General features: G+C 68.9%; 22 protein-coding genes. 14 read left to right on the top strand and 8 right to left on the bottom strand.

Going from position 1 to position 18,333, the window contains the following annotated elements; genetic code table 11:
* Window positions 1-51 precede the first annotated feature (51 nt).
* On the bottom strand, window positions 52-1,476 hold the full coding sequence (locus tag BLT45_RS14785; RefSeq protein ID WP_093301559.1) for a M20/M25/M40 family metallo-hydrolase: 1,425 nt from the start codon (window positions 1,474-1,476) through the stop codon (window positions 52-54).
* Between the two features lie 163 nt (window positions 1,477-1,639).
* Here BLT45_RS14785 and BLT45_RS14780 point away from each other — a divergent pair, with 163 nt between their 5' ends.
* Window positions 1,640-2,278, top strand: coding sequence for a hypothetical protein (locus tag BLT45_RS14780; RefSeq protein ID WP_093301557.1), 639 nt, complete (start codon window positions 1,640-1,642; stop codon window positions 2,276-2,278).
* A gap of 87 nt (window positions 2,279-2,365) precedes the next feature.
* On the opposite strand, the gene BLT45_RS14775 is transcribed toward BLT45_RS14780, so the two are convergent.
* Entirely contained in the window at window positions 2,366-3,382 is a 1,017-nt protein-coding gene (locus tag BLT45_RS14775) for a hypothetical protein (protein WP_093301555.1), read from the bottom strand.
* Between the two features lie 377 nt (window positions 3,383-3,759).
* Here BLT45_RS14775 and BLT45_RS14770 point away from each other — a divergent pair, with 377 nt between their 5' ends.
* The 3 genes from BLT45_RS14770 (at window position 3,760) to BLT45_RS14760 (ending at window position 5,583) form a co-directional block, all read left to right on the top strand.
* Window positions 3,760-3,999 carry a DUF2789 domain-containing protein gene (locus tag BLT45_RS14770; RefSeq protein ID WP_093301552.1) on the top strand — a complete coding sequence of 80 codons (240 nt, stop codon included), beginning with the start codon at window positions 3,760-3,762 and terminating at the stop codon, window positions 3,997-3,999.
* A gap of 85 nt (window positions 4,000-4,084) precedes the next feature.
* Entirely contained in the window at window positions 4,085-5,242 is a 1,158-nt protein-coding gene (locus BLT45_RS14765) for a two-component system sensor histidine kinase NtrB (RefSeq protein WP_093301550.1), read from the top strand.
* Entirely contained in the window at window positions 5,239-5,583 is a 345-nt protein-coding gene (locus BLT45_RS14760; protein WP_093301547.1) for a response regulator, read from the top strand. The genes BLT45_RS14765 and BLT45_RS14760 overlap by 4 nt, the downstream gene beginning before the upstream one ends.
* 27 nt (window positions 5,584-5,610) lie before the next feature.
* On the opposite strand, the gene BLT45_RS14755 is transcribed toward BLT45_RS14760, so the two are convergent.
* Together BLT45_RS14755 and BLT45_RS14750 are read right to left on the bottom strand one after the other, a co-directional pair.
* Entirely contained in the window at window positions 5,611-5,934 is a 324-nt protein-coding gene (locus BLT45_RS14755) for a hypothetical protein (protein ID WP_093301544.1), read from the bottom strand.
* 3 nt (window positions 5,935-5,937) lie between these two features.
* Window positions 5,938-6,372 carry a hypothetical protein gene (locus BLT45_RS14750; protein ID WP_093301541.1) on the bottom strand — a complete coding sequence of 145 codons (435 nt, stop codon included), beginning with the start codon at window positions 6,370-6,372 and terminating at the stop codon, window positions 5,938-5,940.
* A gap of 167 nt (window positions 6,373-6,539) precedes the next feature.
* Between BLT45_RS14750 and BLT45_RS14745 the strand changes: the two genes are divergently transcribed.
* Complete coding sequence (locus BLT45_RS14745; RefSeq protein ID WP_139188027.1) at window positions 6,540-7,178, top strand: hypothetical protein; 639 nt, start codon at window positions 6,540-6,542, stop codon at window positions 7,176-7,178.
* A 99-nt stretch (window positions 7,179-7,277) separates the two neighbouring features.
* Window positions 7,278-8,426 (top strand): M23 family metallopeptidase, encoded by a 1,149-nt coding sequence (locus BLT45_RS14740; RefSeq protein WP_175455861.1) that lies wholly within the window; start codon window positions 7,278-7,280, stop codon window positions 8,424-8,426.
* Between the two features lie 16 nt (window positions 8,427-8,442).
* Here the strand turns inward: BLT45_RS14740 and BLT45_RS14735 are convergent, their stop codons facing one another.
* Both BLT45_RS14735 and BLT45_RS14730 read right to left on the bottom strand, forming a co-directional pair.
* Window positions 8,443-9,498, bottom strand: coding sequence for an endonuclease/exonuclease/phosphatase family protein (locus tag BLT45_RS14735; protein WP_093301532.1), 1,056 nt, complete (start codon window positions 9,496-9,498; stop codon window positions 8,443-8,445).
* 196 nt (window positions 9,499-9,694) lie between these two features.
* A complete protein-coding gene (locus tag BLT45_RS14730) occupies window positions 9,695-10,033 on the bottom strand; it encodes a hypothetical protein (RefSeq protein WP_093301529.1) in 339 nt (112 codons plus the stop codon).
* Window positions 10,034-10,291: 258 nt separating this feature from the next.
* Here BLT45_RS14730 and BLT45_RS14725 point away from each other — a divergent pair, with 258 nt between their 5' ends.
* Entirely contained in the window at window positions 10,292-10,687 is a 396-nt protein-coding gene (locus BLT45_RS14725; protein ID WP_093301526.1) for a helix-turn-helix domain-containing protein, read from the top strand.
* A 22-nt stretch (window positions 10,688-10,709) separates the two neighbouring features.
* Here BLT45_RS14725 and BLT45_RS14720 read toward each other — a convergent pair whose 3' ends face one another.
* The gene (locus BLT45_RS14720) at window positions 10,710-11,582 is read right to left on the bottom strand and encodes a LysR family transcriptional regulator (RefSeq protein WP_093301524.1); all 873 of its coding nucleotides are present in this window, start codon (window positions 11,580-11,582) and stop codon (window positions 10,710-10,712) included.
* Window positions 11,583-11,709: 127 nt separating this feature from the next.
* Here BLT45_RS14720 and BLT45_RS14715 point away from each other — a divergent pair, with 127 nt between their 5' ends.
* The 3 genes from BLT45_RS14715 to BLT45_RS14705 all read left to right on the top strand — a co-directional run bounded on the left by BLT45_RS14715 (window position 11,710) and on the right by BLT45_RS14705 (window position 14,077).
* Window positions 11,710-12,342, top strand: coding sequence for an ankyrin repeat domain-containing protein (locus tag BLT45_RS14715; protein ID WP_343123878.1), 633 nt, complete (start codon window positions 11,710-11,712; stop codon window positions 12,340-12,342).
* Window positions 12,339-13,793 (top strand): amidohydrolase family protein, encoded by a 1,455-nt coding sequence (locus BLT45_RS14710; protein WP_093301521.1) that lies wholly within the window; start codon window positions 12,339-12,341, stop codon window positions 13,791-13,793. The genes BLT45_RS14715 and BLT45_RS14710 overlap by 4 nt, the downstream gene beginning before the upstream one ends.
* An 83-nt stretch (window positions 13,794-13,876) precedes the next feature.
* Window positions 13,877-14,077 carry a hypothetical protein gene (locus BLT45_RS14705; protein WP_093301518.1) on the top strand — a complete coding sequence of 67 codons (201 nt, stop codon included), beginning with the start codon at window positions 13,877-13,879 and terminating at the stop codon, window positions 14,075-14,077.
* Window positions 14,078-14,083: 6 nt separating this feature from the next.
* On the opposite strand, the gene BLT45_RS14700 is transcribed toward BLT45_RS14705, so the two are convergent.
* A complete protein-coding gene (locus BLT45_RS14700; protein WP_093301514.1) occupies window positions 14,084-14,470 on the bottom strand; it encodes a DUF6165 family protein in 387 nt (128 codons plus the stop codon).
* A gap of 82 nt (window positions 14,471-14,552) precedes the next feature.
* On the opposite strand from BLT45_RS14700, the gene BLT45_RS14695 reads away from it, so the two are divergent.
* The 4 genes from BLT45_RS14695 (at window position 14,553) to BLT45_RS14680 (ending at window position 18,304) form a co-directional block, all read left to right on the top strand.
* The gene (locus tag BLT45_RS14695; protein WP_139188025.1) at window positions 14,553-15,836 is read left to right on the top strand and encodes a glycoside hydrolase family 2 TIM barrel-domain containing protein; all 1,284 of its coding nucleotides are present in this window, start codon (window positions 14,553-14,555) and stop codon (window positions 15,834-15,836) included.
* A gap of 76 nt (window positions 15,837-15,912) precedes the next feature.
* Window positions 15,913-16,530, top strand: coding sequence for a hypothetical protein (locus BLT45_RS14690; RefSeq protein WP_093301508.1), 618 nt, complete (start codon window positions 15,913-15,915; stop codon window positions 16,528-16,530).
* Window positions 16,531-16,552: 22 nt separating this feature from the next.
* Window positions 16,553-17,002, top strand: coding sequence for a hypothetical protein (locus tag BLT45_RS14685; RefSeq protein WP_093301505.1), 450 nt, complete (start codon window positions 16,553-16,555; stop codon window positions 17,000-17,002).
* Between the two features lie 60 nt (window positions 17,003-17,062).
* Window positions 17,063-18,304 (top strand): MFS transporter, encoded by a 1,242-nt coding sequence (locus tag BLT45_RS14680; RefSeq protein ID WP_093301503.1) that lies wholly within the window; start codon window positions 17,063-17,065, stop codon window positions 18,302-18,304.
* Window positions 18,305-18,333: the final 29 nt, after the last annotated feature.

Below are 18,333 nucleotides of genomic sequence, written 5' to 3'. Positions count from 1 at the left end.
ACGGCATCCGTCATCCCGAACGGTGGGCCGAGGCCCACCCTACGACTACGGTCAAGGTTTTGTCAGCACCTGTCCGGGTCCACCCGTCACCTGTCCGCGCGTCTTCGCGGTCTCGCCCAGGTACGCCAGCGCGAACTGGGTGAACTTGACGCTGTGCTGCGCCGATTCCCCCATCGTCGCCAGCGTGTCGTAGGGCGTGTGGATGTAGGGGAAGCTGCCGTTCGGGCTGCCGGCCTCGAACATCATCGCGGCCGGATAGCCGGCGTTCGTCCACGACGCATGGTCGGAACACGCGTAGCCGCAGGCCGTGCTGCCGCGGGTCAGGCCCATCGGCGCCAGGTAGGTGTCGAACAGGGTGATGAAGAAATTCTTCAGATCGGTGTTGGAGAAATCGGAGATCAGCTTCATGTCCGTGACCGCGCCGGACTTGTAGTTGGTCATGTCCACCTGCAGCACGCTGACCACGTTGACCCCGCTGCGGCGGAACGACTGCGCGATGGCGTTGGAGCCGCGCAGGCCGACTTCCTCCGCCGCATACCCCATGAACTTCACCGTGCGCCGCGGCTGCCAGCCGTCGGCCAACGCAATGCGCAGCGTCTCGGTGAGCGTGGCGATGCCGGACGCGTCGTCGTCGGCGCCCGGCGCCAGCTGGTTGGGGTCGTTGGGGGTGTTGCCGTTGATCGAATCCAGGTGCGCGCCCAGCACCACGACTTCGTCGGGCAGGTCCCAGCCGCGGATGGTGAGGATCACCGACGGCTGCGTGGAGCAGGTGGTGCAGCCGGTGAACAGCTCCGTGGTGACGTCCGTGCGGCCGGCCGCCAGCGACTGCCAATGGGTCCGGATCCACTCGGCCGATGTTCGCCCGTGCGTGCTGGCGTAGTAGCGGTTGCGGTAGCTGGAAAGGTGGTTGATGGTGTCGTAGAGGCGCTGTTCCTGCACCTGCGGCAGCCACCCGCTCACCGTCGCCTGGTTGTCGAGCGTGTAGGGCCCGGCGAGCGCCTTCGTCATTGCTTCCTTCGCCCGGCCCTCGCTGACGAAGGCCTCGGCCTGCGCCCGGCTGGGGAACGCGAAGTAGCCACCGCAGCGATGCTCGTTGGCATGCACGTAGCGGCTGATCTCGCCGAGGCGGTCGGCCCGCGTTTCCGAGATCAGCACCGGCAGGCCGCTGCTGTCGCGTCGCGCGACCGGATTGCGGGCCATGCCGCGGATGCCCTGGTAGGTCTGCTGGGACGTCACGATGTACATCGGCGCGAACGGGTCGGCCGGCGCCGCGGCGGCGGGTCCACCGGTCCGATCCCTCGTGCGCGCGTCCGCCGGGCCCGCCACGCGCGGCGCGTTCCATCGGATCGCGGGGGCTGCGGCCTGCGTGCGCGGACCGGACGCCGGTGCGATCGGTGCGGCATCCGACCGCAGCAGCAGCACGCTGGCCAGCAGGGAGAACAGCAGCGTCGTCGCACCCAGCAAGAACGGTTTCATCGTCGCATCCCCCGGATGACGGCCTGCAGCGTTACGGCGGCCACGCTACCACTTCCGCGGCCGGTCCTCGCGTGCCGGACGGACCGCGGGTGATGACTTCCAGCACGCTCGGACGGGCGGCGGCGCGCGCAGAGTCCATCGCGAATCCCGGAGGTGCGCGACGATGAAACGCTGGCTGATCCTGATCGCGTGCCTGCTGGCGTTGCCGGGTGCGGCGCAGGCCGGCGACGCGCATGCGGTGGCGTCGCCCGCGGTGCCGGATGCGACCTTCCACGTGGACCCCGCGCTGACGCCGTTGCCGGCCCTGCGGTTCCCGATCCGCGACCAGACCGATGCCGAGCGCCGGCTGTTCGTCGAGACTTCCGACGGCGGGGTGACGCGGATGCTGGTGCTGCAGTTCGAGACCGTGCAGCCCGGTTCCGACTTCCGTTTCGTGTTCCCCTCCCGACCGCCGCGCACGCTGGGCCCGCACGTGTACCGCTTCGGCGCGTACGCCTACGACGACGCCACCGCGGCCGCGCGGGAGCCCGCGCTGGAAGCCGCGCGCACCCGCGCCGCGCTGCAGGCGAACGGCCTGCAGCCGCCGCGCTACTGGCACGTGGTACGCCTGGCCCGCGTCGCCGACACGGAAGGCCGCCACGAAGCCATCGTCTTCTACCTGGAGAACGCCGATGCGCGTTACCCGGACGGACTGACCGACGTGGACGAAGACGGCGACGGCCGCCTGCCCGCCGACGAGACGGAGCGCCTGTGGCAGGCGCTGACGCGCGTGCTCGAGGTGCGTGCGGTGGTGGGCCCGTAGGCGCCTTCGCGTCGTAACGCACCCTCACTGCCAGGCATGGCATGGCGCCCTGCCTGGCAGCCTCCCGTATCGAGAGAGGAAAAACTCCTAGCGCCCAGGCACGCGGCAGCACCGCGACGCTGCGCTGGCAGACAAGGCGACACCTGAAGGGTTCTTGTAATTGCAGTGGCCGTCCCATGAGCCGACTTGGACCAGTTCGAAGGAGCCCGGCCTGCATTGCACTTCCGTCCGGGTGTAGCCAGATGGGCAGGAAGGCGCGAACACGTTGTTGACGGCGCCCGCAGTGAGGGAGGTCGAGGTTCCGTCCACGGTCGTGCACGACAGCGGCGTCGCTTCTGGGGCCATGAAGTAGCCTACGATGTCGATGACGACATCCGTGCCGTACTGCGAATAGATGCTCAGGTCCGCGGGCTGGCCCACGGTGGTCTTGGCGATGATCGCGTTGGCGATGATACCGCCTGCGGTGTAGTTGAGGCTGGCCGCATTCGGGCGCGCCGTGCCCGAAGGATAGATCGTCATGAAGCCTCCTTGGTCCGGCGTTACGGCCACGACGTTGATCGCGACGGCCGACGGATCCGAGGGGATGCCGCAATCGGAACTGTTACCGCCCTGGCCCGAGAAATTTGCGGTATGGACGGCGAAATCACGCACCAGTCCACCGGTGATACGACCTACGGCGTTGCGCGTATCGAGGATCCGACACGGCGTAACCATGGTGTATACCAGATCCTCGGCGGAACTTCCCAGAGACTTGATCGCGGCCAGCGAGCCATTGGATTTTGCCATGTTGTCGATGACCTGCTCGTCGTCCAGGCGCTGGCCAAGCAGCGTCGCTAACATCGCCTCATAGGTCTGCTTGCTCGCTGCCGCCTGGAGGTTGGCGATGTCGGACTCCGCGAACGTGCCCTGCATCGAGCTCGCCCAACGCTGCGGCGACGTGCCGTATACCGTGTGGACGTAGCCAGCCCACTTTTTCACGATGTGAGCCGCAGCGCGGCCCCGCTCGGTCTTCGGTACATAGCGCCCTTCACCCGCGATGACCTTCTGGGAGATTCCAGACAGCGCGATCAATGCGATCGACAACCCCAAGGTGTAGCGATTCATGTTGAGTCTCCATGACGACATGCCGGAATAGCACGAGTACCTTTGCCAACGCTCGTCACACAGTGGACCGGACAGTGACGCTTCCTTCACAGTGGTGCTGGCCGGACTTCCGGCCAACTCGCGTAGAAACATCGGAGTGGTGCGTCTGATTCCCAAGTCATTCTTCCGGCGCGGACCTTCTATGCGCCGTGACAGGAGCTAGGCTTTTCATTGATGGCATGCCACACGCGCTGTGGCGTGTGGCTCCTGATGGGATGCAACAGGGTGCGAAATTTGTCGACCACGCAGTGCAAAGGTGCGGCGCCAGTGCTCTCACGCTGTCGTTCATTTAACGCGTTCGGCGTTAGGCTGGCGCTCTTCCCTCGCGAGCCCGCCCCATGGAACAGCCCGTCCATCCCTTCTCCGACCTGTTCGCCCAGTTGGGCCTGCCGAACGACAACGCCAGCATCCAGCAGTTCATCGCGACACATTCGCCCTTGCCCGACGACGTGAGCCTGGAAGAAGCGCCGTTCTGGTCGCCTGCACAGGCGCAGCTGCTGCGTGAGGAGCGCCTCGACGACGCCGACTGGGCGATGGTGGTCGATCGGCTCAACGTGGCGCTGCACGCCCGTCCATAATCCGCGGACACGCGCCCCGTTCGCCCTCTACGCCTGCTTCACGGTGGCGGGCCTAGGGTGGCGGCAGCCATGCCGGGAGTGGGCCATGCAGGAACGTCAGGACCTGGGGCCCGCTACGGGCCTTGGCGATAATTCGCGGCAGACCGATCTGCTGTTGAATTCGGTCACCGACTACGCGATCTACATGCTGGACACCGAGGGCGTGATCCGCTCCTGGAACGCGGGCGCGCAGCACATCAAGGGCTACGCGGAACACGAAGTCATCGGCACCCATTACTCGCGCTTCTACCTGCCCGAAGACGTGCAGGCGGACCGGCCCGCGCTGAACCTGAAGCGTGCGGCCAGCGAGGGCCGCTTCCTGGAGGAGGGGTGGCGCCTGCGGAAGGACGGGCGCCGGTTCCGCGCCTTCGTGGTGATCGACCCGATCTTCGACGGCGGCGAACTGATCGGCTTCGCCAAGGTCACCCGCGACGTCACCGAACGCTACGAATCCGAACAGCGCCTGATCCAGGCGCAGCATGCGCTGCTGCAATCGCAGAAGCTCGAAGCCGTCGGCAAGCTCACGCTCGGGCTGGCGCACGACTTCAACAACCTGCTGGCGATCGTGCTCAACAGCCTGGACCTGATCGGCGCGAAGTCGCAGGACCCGGATATCCAGAAACTGGTGGCCGCGGGGCTGAGGGCGTCGGAACGCGGCGCACTGCTCACGCGGCAGCTGCTGACGTTCGGCCGCGGGCAACCGCTGGCGCCGGAACGCGCGCAGGTGAACCACCTGCTGGTGCAGTCGAAGGACATGTTCCAGCGCGCCGCCGGCACGCATGTCACCCTGCAGCTGCAGCTCGACAACCAGGTGCCCGCCGTCGACGTGGACATCGCGCAGTTCGAGGCCGCGGTGCTGAACCTGGTCTGCAACAGCCGCGATGCGATGCCGCGGGGCGGCGCCATCACCATCACAACGTCCATGCACCGCGAGCGCGACACTGGCGCCGGTACGGACGAGGAGCGGGATTTTGTCGTGGTGGCGGTCGATGACACGGGCGAGGGCATTCCCTTCGAACACCAGGAACGGGTGTTCGAACCTTTCTTCACCACGAAGGAAGTGGGGCGCGGCAGTGGGCTCGGCTTGAGCCAGGTCTTCGGCTTCGCCTCCCAGTCCGGCGGCTTCGCCACCCTGGACAGCGTGCCGGGCAGCGGCACGCGCGTGGTGATCCATCTTCCCGCCCGCGCGAGGGAGAACGCATGAAGAAGGTGCTGTTCGTCGAGGACGAGGAAGACCTGCGCGAGATGATGAGCGACGCGCTCGCGCACCGCGGTTACGACGTCGGTGTCGCCGCCACCGGCGCGGAGGCCATCGCCGCCATGCGCGACGCCACCGAATTCACCCATCTGATCACCGACGTCAACATGCCCGGCGGCGTTTCCGGCATCGACCTGGCCGAGGCCGTGATCGAAGCGCATCCCGAGGTGCGGGTGATCATCGCGTCGGGCTACCAGAAGGCCCAGCTGCCTCCGCTCCCGCCGCAGGCGCGCTTCCTGCAGAAGCCGTACCGCATGCATCAGTTGTTCGCCGCGCTGGAGGATTGACCCCCCCGGCTCGATACGTGCAACGGGCTAGTCCGCATCCTCCACGCCGGCGTACCACGCCGCATACGGCGTGTTCTTCACCAGGTGCCGGTTGAAGTCCTTCGCCCCGTCGGTCCACCACGCCGGCCCGCGTTCGCCGAGCGCGGTCTTCGCGGCATCGACCGCGGCGCGCGCGGTCCGCAGTGCGACGGGGTCGTCGGCGTGCAGCGCGGTCTTCACGGCGCGCCGGGCCTGCATCAGCTGCCGGACGAGGCTCGCGCGCGTGTCGGCCGGCAGGTGGGGATTGGCGGCGCGCCACAGGCGGCCGCGCACGACGAGATAGCGGCTGTCCGGGGTGAGCCGCGGCGCCATGCGCTAGGGGGCGTCGGCGCGTTCGATCACCAGCACGACGCGATAGTCGCCCGGTGTCGTCGCGCCGTCGGCGCGCGGACGCGGCTCGAGCGAACGCAACCGGAGCGCGTACGGACCCACGCGGCGGACATCCTGCGGCCGCGTATCGCCACCGCCGCCGCTCCACGGCAGCGAGACCACCTGCGGTTCGATGCCCGGTCCGGCGACCCACACGAACGCATGCGCTTCACCGGCCCAGACGCAGGTGACGTCAGCGGGGCAGCGATGGTCGCGGTAGCCCACGAACTGGACGGACACGCCGTCCATGACGGTCTCCTGCTGCAACGCCAGCGCGAGCGTCTGCTCCGGAGAGGCGGAACCGTTCCGCGCCGCCGATGACGGGGTGCAGGCGGTGACCAGGAGGAGGACCGCCGCCAGGGAGAGGGAAGATCGGGTCATGCGGCCTCCGCGGCGGGATTCGCATGCAGTGTAAGCGCATCCGCCGCGATGCCGCCGCAGGAAGGCCGACCGTGCGGTCCTGCGCACGGTAGCCGCGCAACACGAAAGCATGGTGTAGTACGGCGACGCGCCCTGGGGAGGGCGCCCATGCACAGGGGATGACATCGATGACGAAGTACTTGGGGCGATGCGCCTTGTGGATGGCGCTGTTTCCGGCAACGGCGTGGGCGCAGGCGTCGTGCATGACGCCGGTGTTGCCCGACACGGAAGTGAGCGGCTGGCACGACAGTCCGCTGGGCGGCGTCATCGTCGGCACGGCGCGCTACCGCATCTTTGCGAAGAACGCTTCCCGCTACGAGACCGTCACCCTCGGCATCGCCTTCAGCCACAAAGCCGGCGACGAGTCCCATGCGACCGCCCAGCCGGCCAGCCGCGAACTGCCCGACCTGATGACCGCCAGCCTGCAGGTCCGCTTCGTGCGGAAGGACGGCGTGCCGCCGCGCGGCTGGGATGCGGACGAGGCGGACGTGCTGCTGGACGGCAAGCGCTTTCCCGCGGGCATGCGGGTGATCGGTGCGCCGGACCGCACCCGCGACATCGCCGCCAACTGGGAGGTCTGGTTCAGCGACGGGGACCTGCTGGCGGCGATGGAGAACGCACGCGAAATGGAGGTGCGTATGCGCCATACGCCCACGTCGTCCTTCGGCTCGTTCCATTTCGACATCGCCTCGTTCAAGGGCATGCGCGCGCAGCTGGTTCCCTACTGGCGTTGCTCCGCCATCCCGTACCATCTGCACCGGCACTGAGCCGGATACGCCGGAGCGTGGGAAACCCGCGCCGGACGGATCGGGCGCCGTGCGATGCCATGTTTAGGATGGCCGTTGCCGCCCCGATCCTGGACGCTCATGACGATGTGTATCCGCCGGCGTTTCCTGTGCGGCCTGGTCTGCGGTCTCTGGGCACTCGCCGCGCACGCGCAATCCATGCAGGAATCCTTCGACCTCGACGTGCCGCTGCCGCCGACGCCGGTGGTCATCGAGGGGCAGACGCGGCTGGTCTACGAGCTGCACCTGAGCAACTTCGCGCGGCGCCCGCTCGATCCGGTGCGCGTCGACGTGCGCGACGCCACGACCGGTGAGACGCTCGCCACCTTCGAAGGCGAAACGCTGGACAGGCAGCTCGATCGCTCCGGCCTGCAAGGGAAAGCGGAGGCGGGCGCCGCGATCGCGCCGGGACGGCGGGGCATCGTCTTCTTCGAACTGGTACTGCCCGCCGGCAGGGCGACACCGGTCGCGCTGACGCATCGTGTCGGGTACCGCGCCGCGGAAGGCGAGGGCGTGTTCCACGTCGACGGTCCCGCGGTGCCGGTCGCACGCGCGAACGCGGTGACGCTGGGTCCGCCGTTGCGCGGCGGCCCGTGGATCGCGATCCACGATCCCGCCTGGGAACGCGGCCACCGGCGCGTCGTCTATGCGCTCGACGGCCAGGCGCGCACGCCGGGCCGCTTCGCCATCGACTGGGTGAAGCTGGATGCGCGGGGGCGCAAATCCGGCCGCGACGACGGCCTCGCCGCCGATGCCTACAGCCACGGCAAGGACGTGCTCGCCGTCGCCGACGCCACTGTCGCGGGCGTGCGCAACGACCTGCCCGAACGACGCCGCCTGGACGAACGCACGGACCACGCGCTCGACACCGGCGCCGGCAACACCGTCGTGCTCGACCTCGGCGACGGACGCTTCGTTCACTACGGCCATCTGCGCCCCGGTAGCGCGCGCGTCGTGCCCGGCCAGCGCGTACGCCGGGGCGAGAAGCTCGCCGAGGTCGGCTTCAGCGGCAGCGCATCGGACCCGCAGCTGCACATGCACCTGTCCGACGGCGCCAGCGCGCTGGCCAGCGAAGGCCTGCCGTTCGCGATCGACCGCTTCCGTTCGCAGGGCCGCTACGCGCGCATCGGCGACGTAGGCCGGGTGCCGTGGACACCGCGCAGCGACGGCGGGGAGACCCGCCGCAACGAATGGCCGGCAGGGAACAGCGTGGTGGTGTTCGGGGAGTAAACGTATCCCGCCAGGGTCAGCCGTCCAGCAGTTGCTGCAGGTATTCGTCGGACTGGTCGATGCGGAACTCGCACCACATCGGCAGGTGGTCCGACATCTGGTAGGTGCGCCAGTCGCGGAACGTCTTCGCCTTCGTCGCACCGAACAGCGCCGCGTACAGGGCTTCATCCTGTTCCAGGCGGTAGACGTAGTCGAAGAAGTCGAACACCCCGGCCTTGCCCGTCGCCGTCATGCGGTTGAGGTCCTTCAGGTAGGCGATCTGGTCGTAGTGCTTGTCGTGCTTGACGTTCGAACCGGGGATTTCCTGCAGGCCGTCGGGAATCCTGAAACCGGCCGAGGTCAGCGCCTCGAACGTCACGTCGTCGCGGTTGAAGATGTTGAAGTCGCCGAGCGCGATCAGGTTCTCGCGGAACTCGTCGTCGCCGTCCGGCGAATGGACCGGCCCGCTCTGCATGTCGATGGCGTGCTTCTTCAGCGTGTTGGCGAGGTGCTTGATCTCCGCCAACCGTTGCGGATCGACCGCCACGCCCTTGCCATAGTAGATGTGCACGGTACAGAGGTTGATCTGCGACCAGCCGGCCTTGAAGCCGCACAGGTAGGGGCTGCGCGCGAACTGCACGACCGGCGTGGCCTTCTTCGAAGAAGGAAGCACGACTTCGGCGGCGAGGCCGGAGAACGTCACCTTGCGCGTGTCGTACAGGAACGCCATGCGTTCGGCGTTGCCGGACGTACCCAGCGACACGTCGGTGACCACGTAGTCCCACGAGCTGCCGAGCAGGCGGCGCACCGTCTGCAGGCCGTACAGGCTGGTCTTGATCTCCTGTAGGGCGATCAGGTCGAAGCGTTGCAGGATCTCGGCGATGAAGTAATAGGCGTCCGCGCTGCGCGGGCCGTACTTGCCGCTGTCGAACTCGCGGATGTTCCAGGTGGCGAGCAGCAGGGTATCCGTCGCGCTGCGCGTGGGGATGCCCTGTTCGGCGAACCCGTCCCGGAGACGCTGCAGGCCCTGGACGATGCGCTTGCGGTCGGCGGGCTTGTACCTGGCATCCTTCAACCCGGCGTAGTACGGCATGGCGTGCTCCTGTCGTGGGTGGTTGCGGTGGACGTCGTCGTTCGTGGAGTGGGGCACCCCTGCAGCGCGGTGTCCGTACCGACAACGCCGCGCGACGGACGCGTCGGACAGGCGCGCGCGAGGTAATGCGTGTAGCTGACGGACGTTCGTCCATCGCGGCCGCCGTCCCTGGCGGCCGTGACACCAACGCCGCGGCTCACGCCTTCGTGGCATCGCCCGGCAGGTCGCGGTCCGAGGTGATGGACAGGCCGTCCGGCAGTTCGATGGCGTCGAACTGCGCCTGCACCGTTTGCAGCAGCGCTTTCTGCCGGCCTTCGGACAGGGTCTGCGCGAGCGCGTCGATCGTGGCCAGGATCTGCAGGTCGCGTGCGAGTTCCGGACGGATGCCTTCGCCGCCGAACCACGGCGGTTCGCGACGCGGCGGGAACTCGAAGAAGGGCTCCACCCAGACGATGATGGGGATGCGGATCCATTTCAGGCAGATCTTGGTGATGGGATGGCGGAAGATGCAGATGTAGCGCCAGGCGATGATCATGGCGACCTCCGATGTCGGGCGGGATGTGCCCATCCGGAATGACGCGCCGCGCATGGCGGACCGGCTAGCGGGAAGCGCCGCCTGTCGGCGGCGGCGCGCTGCGCGGTGTCCAGACGCGCTCGCTCCCGCGTCGCGCACATGCGTGGGTGCCGACGACAGCCGGCGCGGCGACGGACGGTAAGCCCGGCTTCGCAGGATTGGATTAGCGTGGCTTGCAGGCCAGCGCCACTGGCACAGTCGTCGACAGGGAGGTGAGCGATGGTGACCTTGCCCTTGCGGATCCGCCGTGCGCGCGCCATCGCGCGGATCACCCAGTCCGAACTCGCCCGGCGCCTGGACGTGAAGCGCAGTGCCGTCAGCCAGTGGGAAAGCGCGCACGGCACGACGCCGAACGTGGCCCACCTGATCCGGATCGCCGTGGAAACCGGCGTCGCCTTCGAATGGCTGGCCACCGGACGCGGTCCGTTGCGCCTGGATCACGATGCGTCAGGCGAAGCGGTGGTGCTGAAGGATTTCGCCCAGGACGCGCTGGAGAGCCGCGGCCTGCTCGCGCTCGGTCGCCTGTCGCGGGCGAAGAAGCAGGTCGCCGTGACGATCATCGAATTGCTGAGCGGCATCGTCGCGCCAGCCGGCGACGATGCGCGGGCGCCCTAGCGCCGCCGTGGACGCGTCCGCATCACGCGGCCGCCGAGGCGGCCTGCGCGAGTTTCGTGCAGTGCTGCGCCAGCCGTTCGGCCAACGCCAGCGTCGCCGGTGATGCGCCTGCGGGATGATGCAGGGCGAGCCAGATGCGGGGAGGTTCCGGAGCGCCATCGCGCGCGCCGAGGATGCGATGCGCGGGCAACGCGGCGCGTCGCGGAAGCAGGCTGACGCCCAATCCGTCGGCGACCGCGGCCTGCAGGCTCGCCAGTTGCGGACTGACGTACGCGACATGCCACCGGCGGCGCTGCGCATCCAGCCAGCCGAACAGTTCCTCGCGATAGAGTCCGCCCTCCGGAAATGCCGCTACCGGCACCGAGGCGCGCGACAGGCAGGGATGGCGCCGGCTGTCCAGCCACACCAGCGGTTCGCGCCAGGCCTGCACCGCGCGCGCATGGCGCTGCTTCGCCAGCACGAGGTCGTACTCGCCGCGTTCGTAGCCCGCCAGCAACTGCGGGCCCAGCCCCGTCGTCACTTCCAGGCGCAGGCCGGTGCCCCGGCGTCGCGCGAAGTCGGCGAGCACCGGCGTGAGCAGGCGTCCACCGAAATCCTCCGGCACGCCGAGGCGTACGGTCTCCTGCGCCGGCGTGCCGTCCATCGCCGCGCGCGCCTCGTCGCCCAGGGCGAGCAGGCGTCGCGCATAGCCGAGCAGGCGCTCGCCGGCTTCGGTGGTGGTGGGCGGCGTGCCGCTGCGGTCCACGAGCGGATGGCCGACATCGTCTTCCAGCCGGCGCAGGTGCTGGCTGACCGTGGATTGGGTGAGGTGCAGGGCCTGCGATGCGCGCGTGAAGCCGCCCTGCTCGATGACGGCGACGAAACTGCGAAGCAGCACCGGATCGTACATGGTCATCGTGTATTCCACTGGCCGCCATGGGATTATTTAATTTTACGATACCCCGGCCCGCCGCTAGTCTGCAGGCATGGCCGGTTCCGCCGGCGAATGCGCTACGTGGATGTCCAGGAGCCGGGTGATGACGATGATGACGGGTGCCGCCGCGGCGGCGGCGATGGCCTTCGCGCTGACGAAGGAGCACGTGCTGGTCGAGGCGGCCGAAGCGGGCAACCTGCACACCGTGGAGCGCCTCCTGCGCGATGGCGCCGACATCGAGCAGCGCGACTGGCGCGGGCGGACCGCGCTGATGTCCGCCACCCATGCGAATCAGGTCGCGACGGCGCGGCGGCTGGTGGAGGCGGGCGCCGACGTCAACGCAAAGGACGCCATCGACGACAGCCCCTATCTCTATGCCGGCGCGCGCGGGCAGCTCGGCATCCTGCGCCTGGCGTTGGACCATGGCGCCGACCTGCGCAGCACCAACCGCTACGGCGGCACCGCGCTGATTCCCGCGGCCGAACGCGGGCACGTGGAGGCGGTGCGCATGCTGGTGGAGGCGGGCGTGGACGTGGACCACGTCAACCGGTTGGGATGGACCGCATTGCTGGAGGCGGTGATCCTCGGCGACGGGGGTGAGCGCCATGTGCAGATCGTGCGCGTGCTGCTGGCGGCGGGTGCCGATCCTGCGCTGGGGGATCGCGAGGGCGTGACCGCGCGGGAGCATGCGCAGCGCCTGGGACACATGCGCCTGGCCGAGGTGCTGGAGGCGGCGCGATGAGCCGCCTGCGCGGGGTCGCCGTGCTGTCCCTCGTGCTGTCGTGCCTGGCGCCGGTGTTCACTGCGCGCGCGGGCGACGGCACCGTCGATGTCGTGGTGCGCGACGTCACCGTGATCGACGTCGTCGACGGCACGCGTCTTCCGCATCGCGATCTGGTGATCGATGGCGGGCGCATCGTCGCGATCGTCGCCACCGGCGCACCGCGCGCCCGGAAGGCGGCCACCACGGTCGACGGCAGCGGGCGGTTCGCCATCCCCGGCCTGTGGGACATGCACGTGCACTTCGGGGGTGGAACGGCGCTGATCGAGGAGAACCGGGCGCTGCTGCCGCTCTACGTGGCGCATGGCATCACCGGGGTCCGCGATGCCGCCGGCGACCTGAGCGACAGCGTGCTGGCGTGGCGCGACGCGGTGGCTGAGGGTCGCGAGCTGGGCCCGCGCATCTTCACCTCGGGGCCGAAGATCGAGGGCAAGGATTCGATCTGGCCGGGCGACCTGGAAGTGGAGAACGAAGCCGAACTGGACGCCGCGCTGGAAGGCCTGGTCGCGCGGAAGGTGGACTTCATCAAGATCACCGACAACACGTTGAGCCCGGCGCTGTTCATGGCCGCGCTGCAGAAGGTGCGCGACCGCGGGCTGGTCAGTTCCGCGCACATCCCGATGGCGGTGTCGGTGGCGGACGCGAGCGCGGCCGGCCTCGGTTCGATCGAGCACATCGCGTACGCCTACAAGGCCGGTGCGCCGGACGAAGCGGCGCTGAGCCGGGCGTTCGCCGCGGGTACGCTGGATACGCGTGCCGTGTGGGAAGGTGCGGAAGCCACGTTCACCGACGACACGGCGCGCGCGGCCTACCGCCGGCTCGCGGCCAACGGCACGGCGGTCACGCCGACACTCAACGGCAGCCGCGTGGTCGCGTACCTGGACGAAGACGACCACGCCGGCGACGACTACCTGCGGTACATCGGCCCCGGCCTGCAGGCGACCTACGCCTGGCGCGTCGGGCGTGCGGCCAAGGACGACGCGGAGGCGATCGCGCGCCGGCATGCGCGCTTCGAACGCCAGGCGGCCATCCTGCCGCTGCTGCAGGCGGCCGGCGTGAGAATCCTGGCCGGCACCGACGCGGGCTTCCTCAACTCGTTCAACTACCCGGGCGTCGGCCTGCACGACGAGCTCGACCTGTTCGTGCGTTACGGCCTGACGCCGCTGCAGGCGCTGCAGGCGGCCACCCTTAATGGCGCGCGCTTCCTCGGCCACGGCGATACGCATGGCACGCTGGCGCCCGGCAAGGCGGCGGATGTCGTGCTGTTGCGCGCCGATCCGCTGACGGACGTCCGGGCCGTGCGCGCGATCGATACGGTGATCCTGCAGGGCAGGGTGCACGACCGCGCCGCGCTCGACGCGATGCTGGAGGACGTGCGCGTCCGCGTCGCCGCGATGCCGGCGGTGCCCTGAGGCCTGCGATCCGCGTGCGCCGCTGACGCGGCGCACACACCCGTCTGGCTAGGCTGGGGCCCCCTGTCACCGGAGCACCCGCCATGTCCCAGAGCACGCGCGACGAGGTCATCCTGCAGCTGGACCGCGTGGATACCGCGCTGGAAGCGCCCGAGGCCGACAAGGCGTCGATCCTGCGCGAGGCGCTCGACTGGCTGGCGGATCATCCGCCGAAAAACGCCGCCGACGCGCTGTATTACCGCGAACGCCTGGACGTGATCCGCGAGCGCCACGGCGCCGCGTAGGCGGCTTCAGGCCTGGTACTGCTTCTCTTCGATGAAGCGCGAGCCGGCCAGGCGGTTGATCGTGTTCTTCACCTGGATGCGGTCGCCGTTGTGACGGGCGACGGAGCGCGCCAGCGCGATGAACTCCGCGTCGAAGGCCTGCGCGGCTTCCTTCGCGCGGAGCGCGTCCTGCACGTCCCACATGCGTTCGTTGATCGCACGCAGTTCGCCCATCAGCGCAGCGAGTTCGGCCTGTTGCCCCGCCAGCGGTGCCCACAGCGCCTGCAGGCCTTCCTTCTCCACCTGCACGTGCCCGCGCTTGCCGGCGTCGTCGATGCGCTCGGCCTTGATCTCGAGGATGGACAGCTTGTCGGCGAGTTCGCCGATGGAGACGGGGATCTGGATGGTGTTCATGCCGGCATTCTAGCGCCGTGCCTCGTGCGTGCGCAGCGCGTGGCATGATGCGGCCATCGCGCACCGGCCGGAGGGGCCTCGCATGCGTATCCCGATGATGTTGCTGTTGCTCGCGCTGTCGCCGTGGGCGATCGCGGGCCCGTCCCAGGTGCGCATCACCCAGGAAGAGGGCCGCTATGTGCTGCGCGTCGATGGCCAGCCCTTCCGGGTGAAGGGTGCGGGCATGGCCGGTGCGGGTCCGGAGGCGCTCGCCGCGCGCGGGGGCAACTCGTTCCGCACGTGGGACACCGGCACCGATGTGGCCGAGGTGCGGGCGATGCTGGATCGCGCGCAGCGCAACGGGCTGAAGATCGCCATGGGCATCGCGGTGGGCAACGAGCGGCACGGCTTCGACTACGACGATGACGCGGCCGTCGCCGCGCAGCTCGACCGGATCCGCGACGAGGTGAACCTCTACAAGGATCACCCCGCGGTGCTGATGTGGGTGGTCGGCAACGAACTGAACCTGCACTACAGCAATCCCAAGGTGTGGAATGCGGTAGGCGCGATCAGCGACATGATCCATCGGGAAGATCCGAACCATCCGGTGATGACGACGCTGGCCGGCTTCGACAAGCCGCTGATCGACCTGCTGAAGGCACGTGCGCCGTCGCTGGACCTGATCGGCATCCAGCTCTACGGCGACATCGGCGCGTTGCCGGAGAAACTCAGGACCAGTGGCTGGACGGGACCGTACGTCGTCACCGAATGGGGCCCCACCGGCCACTGGGAGAGCCCGCTGACCGCGTGGAAGGCGCCGATCGAGGACGACGCCACGCGCAAGGCGCAGCTGCTGCAGCAGCGCTACGAGCGGGTGATCGCGGCGGACACCGTGCAGGGGTTGGGCTCGTACGTGTTCCTGTGGGGCAACAAGCAGGAACGCACGCCGACGTGGTATGGCTTGTTCCTGCCCGGCGGCGAGAGCACGCCGGCCGTGGACGCGATGCAGTACGTGTGGACGGGTGCCTGGCCGAAGAACCGCGCGCCTTCGATCGCGCCCCTGCGCCTGGACGGGCGCGTGGCGACGGACAGTGTCACCGTGCGCGCGGGTGCCGCCGCGTTCGCGAAGATCGAAGCGCGCGATGTCGACGGCGATCCGTTGCAGTACCGCTGGACCGTGCTGCACGAAAGCACCGCCACCAGTATCGGCGGCGATCGCGAAGACGTGCCGGACAAGGTGGACGTGGCGGCGAAGGACGACGGCCAGGGCGGCATGCGTTTCGACGCACCCGAAAAGCCCGGCACGTACCGCCTGTTCGTGGAGGTCCTGGACGGGCAGGGGCATGCGGCCTACGCCAACCTGCCGTTCCGGGTGGAAGGCCGCTGACGCCGCATTGCGCGCACCGCCGGACTGCGGTGGAATACGGCAGCGCGCCCGGGGTGGGCGCCTCCAAGGGGATCACATGCGGAAGTGGATGTTGGGCCTGCTGCTGCAGGCAGGAATGGTCGTGTCCGTCTCGGCGCAGGAGCAGGCGCCGCCGCCGTCGGAGACCGGGGAAACGGGCACGCTGGTCGTGGAGATCAAGCCCTTCACCAGCGAGCAGGAGCTGCCGGCCAAGGCGGTGGAGCAGCTGAAGAGCGGCGGACTGGAGTGGGGCGTCCGCGACGGGAAGGTGGTGTTCACGATGGTCGGCAAGCAGTTCATCGATTTCCCGATCAACCACATGACGCGCTACGGCCAGCAGGAGAGCCTGCCGTTGCCCGCGGGCGAGTACCGCGTGACCGGCATCGGCCTGGAGATGCACACCAGTTTCAGCGTCAATAAGGTGCTGGAGCGCGGCGCATTCTTCAACGAGGACGCGGTCGTGTTCCGGATCGAGCCCGGCAAGACCACCACGGTGTCGATCAATCCCGTCATCCGCAAGGACGCCATCTTCGGCAGCACGTTCTACGTGCCCACGCTGATGGCGAGCGTCCGCGATGACGCAGGCGAAACGCCGGCGGTCGCGTTGAACGTGCGCGGCCCCGCCTCGATCGCCTGGCCGCAGTACACGGGGCCGCTGAAGTTCGTGGCGAAGTGACGCGCCGCCGAGGGATGCCGCGATGAATGTCCTGAAGATCGGCTTCTTCCTCGCCGTGACGGCGTTGGCCGTACTGGCGGCGCGCGAGTACGTGCCCCGGGAGGCGATACAGGCCGCGACCGAGCGCTTCACCGGCGGAACGGCGTCGTCCTCCGCTGCGCCCAGCCGGCACGGATTTGTCGACATCCCGTTGCCGGATGGGCAGTCCGGCCACCATGTGGTGATCTTCGCGCCCGCCAACTGTCCTTCCGACGCGGCGCAGCGGGCCGAAGCGCTGGCGCGCCGGCTGGACGACGCCGGCATTCCCTACACGCGCTCGCAGAACGCCAGCTTCAGCACCCTGTCCTCGCAGGACGAGGCGAACCGGGTGATGTCGGTGATGAACGGTCCCATCCCGGTGGTGTTCGTGCGCAAGCGCGCCCAGGCCAATCCGGAGGCCGAGGCGGTGGTGGCCGAGTACCGCGGCGGCTGACCCTGCAGCGTTCCATCCGCGGGGTCGACCCTGGCTGCTGCGCTGCAGCATAATGGCGACATGGATGTCGCACCGCCCCCCGCCGCCTTTCCCTCCGTCGCCGACGCGCTGACGCCCCGCCAGATCGGCCTGATCCTGTTCGCGCTGACGCTTGGCGGCTTCGCCATCGGCACCAGCGAGTTCGCCAGCATGGGGCTGATGCCCAACATGGTGGCCTCGCTGGGCGTGACCGAGCCGCAGGTGGGCCACCTGATCAGCGCCTACGCACTGGGCGTGGTCGTCGGCGCGCCGCTGCTGGCGATCCTCGGCGCGGGCTGGAAGCGCAAGACGCTGCTGCTGGCGCTGATGGGGTTCTACGTGCTGGGCAACCTGGCCAGCGCGCTCGGCCCCACCTACGAAAGCCTGCTGGTGTTCCGCTTCATCGCCGGCCTGCCGCACGGCGCGTATTTCGGCGTGGCCGCGCTGACGGCCGTGGCGATCAGTCCGCCGAACAAGCGCGGGCGCGCGATCAGCCTGGTGATGCTGGGCCTGACGCTGGCCATCCTGATCGGCAATCCGCTGGCCACCTGGCTGGGCCAGGTGATCGATTGGCGCTGGGTGTTCGCCTTCGTCGCGCTCATCGCGTTGACCACCGCCACGCTGCTGGCCGTCTGGTTGCCCGCGGGCATCGATGGCCCGAAAGCGCATCCGCTGGACGAACTGCGCGCCTTCAATCGGCCGCAGGTCTGGCAGGCGCTGGGCATCGGCGCGATCGGCTTCGCCGGCATGTTCGCCGTCTTCAGCTACCTGGCGCCGACGATGCTGGAAGTGACCCGGGTGTCGCCGGCGTGGATTCCGCTCGGCCTGGCCGGGTTCGGCGTGGGCGGAGTGATCGGCAACTTCGTCGGCGGCTGGCTGTTCGACCGCATGCAGCTGCGCGGCGTGTGGATCGTGCTGGTCTGGGCCATGGTCATGCTGCTGCTGTTCCCGCTGATGGCGCAGTCGTTGCCGACGATCCTGCTGGCCACCGTCGGCATCGGCCTGATGGGCGCGCTGGGCCCGATCCTGCAGTCGCACCTGATGGACGTGGCCGGCGACGCGCAGACCCTTGCCGCGGCCTCGCACCATGCTGCGTTCAACACCGCCAACGCGCTCGGCCCCTGGCTGGGCGGCATGGCGATCACCGCCGGCTTCGGCTGGACCTCCACCGGTTACGTGGGCGCCGCCATGGCGGTCGCGGGCCTGCTGATCTACGCCTGGGCGCAGCAGACACTGCGCGCAGCGGATGCGGGAACGGATGTCGCCTGCGAGTCGTCGCGCTGAGCGACCACGTCTTCCTGCCGTTGCGGCAG

The organism is Pseudoxanthomonas sp. CF385 (assembly GCF_900104255.1).
Classification (GTDB): domain Bacteria; phylum Pseudomonadota; class Gammaproteobacteria; order Xanthomonadales; family Xanthomonadaceae; genus Pseudoxanthomonas_A.
The sequence above is the reverse complement of the archived record's forward strand: the minus strand, read 5'-3'. Positions and strand labels throughout refer to the sequence as shown.

What these genes read in the sequence shown, in the direction of transcription:
- BLT45_RS14740 (WP_175455861.1), top strand. Translation starts at nt 7,278, where the DNA reads ATGACGATGTGTATCCGCCGGCGTTTCCTGTGCGGCCTGGTCTGCGGT.
- BLT45_RS14700 (WP_093301514.1), bottom strand. Translation starts at nt 14,470, where the DNA reads ATGAACACCATCCAGATCCCCGTCTCCATCGGCGAACTCGCCGACAAG.
- BLT45_RS14710 (WP_093301521.1), top strand. Translation starts at nt 12,339, where the DNA reads ATGAGCCGCCTGCGCGGGGTCGCCGTGCTGTCCCTCGTGCTGTCGTGC.
- BLT45_RS14785 (WP_093301559.1), bottom strand. Translation starts at nt 1,476, where the DNA reads ATGAAACCGTTCTTGCTGGGTGCGACGACGCTGCTGTTCTCCCTGCTG.
- BLT45_RS14735 (WP_093301532.1), bottom strand. Translation starts at nt 9,498, where the DNA reads ATGCCGTACTACGCCGGGTTGAAGGATGCCAGGTACAAGCCCGCCGAC.
- BLT45_RS14750 (WP_093301541.1), bottom strand. Translation starts at nt 6,372, where the DNA reads ATGACCCGATCTTCCCTCTCCCTGGCGGCGGTCCTCCTCCTGGTCACC.
- BLT45_RS14745 (WP_139188027.1), top strand. Translation starts at nt 6,540, where the DNA reads ATGACGAAGTACTTGGGGCGATGCGCCTTGTGGATGGCGCTGTTTCCG.
- BLT45_RS14765 (WP_093301550.1), top strand. Translation starts at nt 4,085, where the DNA reads ATGCAGGAACGTCAGGACCTGGGGCCCGCTACGGGCCTTGGCGATAAT.
- BLT45_RS14775 (WP_093301555.1), bottom strand. Translation starts at nt 3,382, where the DNA reads ATGAATCGCTACACCTTGGGGTTGTCGATCGCATTGATCGCGCTGTCT.
- BLT45_RS14695 (WP_139188025.1), top strand. Translation starts at nt 14,553, where the DNA reads ATGCGTATCCCGATGATGTTGCTGTTGCTCGCGCTGTCGCCGTGGGCG.
- BLT45_RS14725 (WP_093301526.1), top strand. Translation starts at nt 10,292, where the DNA reads ATGGTGACCTTGCCCTTGCGGATCCGCCGTGCGCGCGCCATCGCGCGG.
- BLT45_RS14685 (WP_093301505.1), top strand. Translation starts at nt 16,553, where the DNA reads ATGAATGTCCTGAAGATCGGCTTCTTCCTCGCCGTGACGGCGTTGGCC.
- BLT45_RS14720 (WP_093301524.1), bottom strand. Translation starts at nt 11,582, where the DNA reads ATGACCATGTACGATCCGGTGCTGCTTCGCAGTTTCGTCGCCGTCATC.
- BLT45_RS14705 (WP_093301518.1), top strand. Translation starts at nt 13,877, where the DNA reads ATGTCCCAGAGCACGCGCGACGAGGTCATCCTGCAGCTGGACCGCGTG.
- BLT45_RS14715 (WP_343123878.1), top strand. Translation starts at nt 11,710, where the DNA reads ATGATGACGGGTGCCGCCGCGGCGGCGGCGATGGCCTTCGCGCTGACG.
- BLT45_RS14730 (WP_093301529.1), bottom strand. Translation starts at nt 10,033, where the DNA reads ATGATCATCGCCTGGCGCTACATCTGCATCTTCCGCCATCCCATCACC.
- BLT45_RS14780 (WP_093301557.1), top strand. Translation starts at nt 1,640, where the DNA reads ATGAAACGCTGGCTGATCCTGATCGCGTGCCTGCTGGCGTTGCCGGGT.
- BLT45_RS14755 (WP_093301544.1), bottom strand. Translation starts at nt 5,934, where the DNA reads ATGGCGCCGCGGCTCACCCCGGACAGCCGCTATCTCGTCGTGCGCGGC.
- BLT45_RS14760 (WP_093301547.1), top strand. Translation starts at nt 5,239, where the DNA reads ATGAAGAAGGTGCTGTTCGTCGAGGACGAGGAAGACCTGCGCGAGATG.
- BLT45_RS14690 (WP_093301508.1), top strand. Translation starts at nt 15,913, where the DNA reads ATGCGGAAGTGGATGTTGGGCCTGCTGCTGCAGGCAGGAATGGTCGTG.
- BLT45_RS14770 (WP_093301552.1), top strand. Translation starts at nt 3,760, where the DNA reads ATGGAACAGCCCGTCCATCCCTTCTCCGACCTGTTCGCCCAGTTGGGC.
- BLT45_RS14680 (WP_093301503.1), top strand. Translation starts at nt 17,063, where the DNA reads ATGGATGTCGCACCGCCCCCCGCCGCCTTTCCCTCCGTCGCCGACGCG.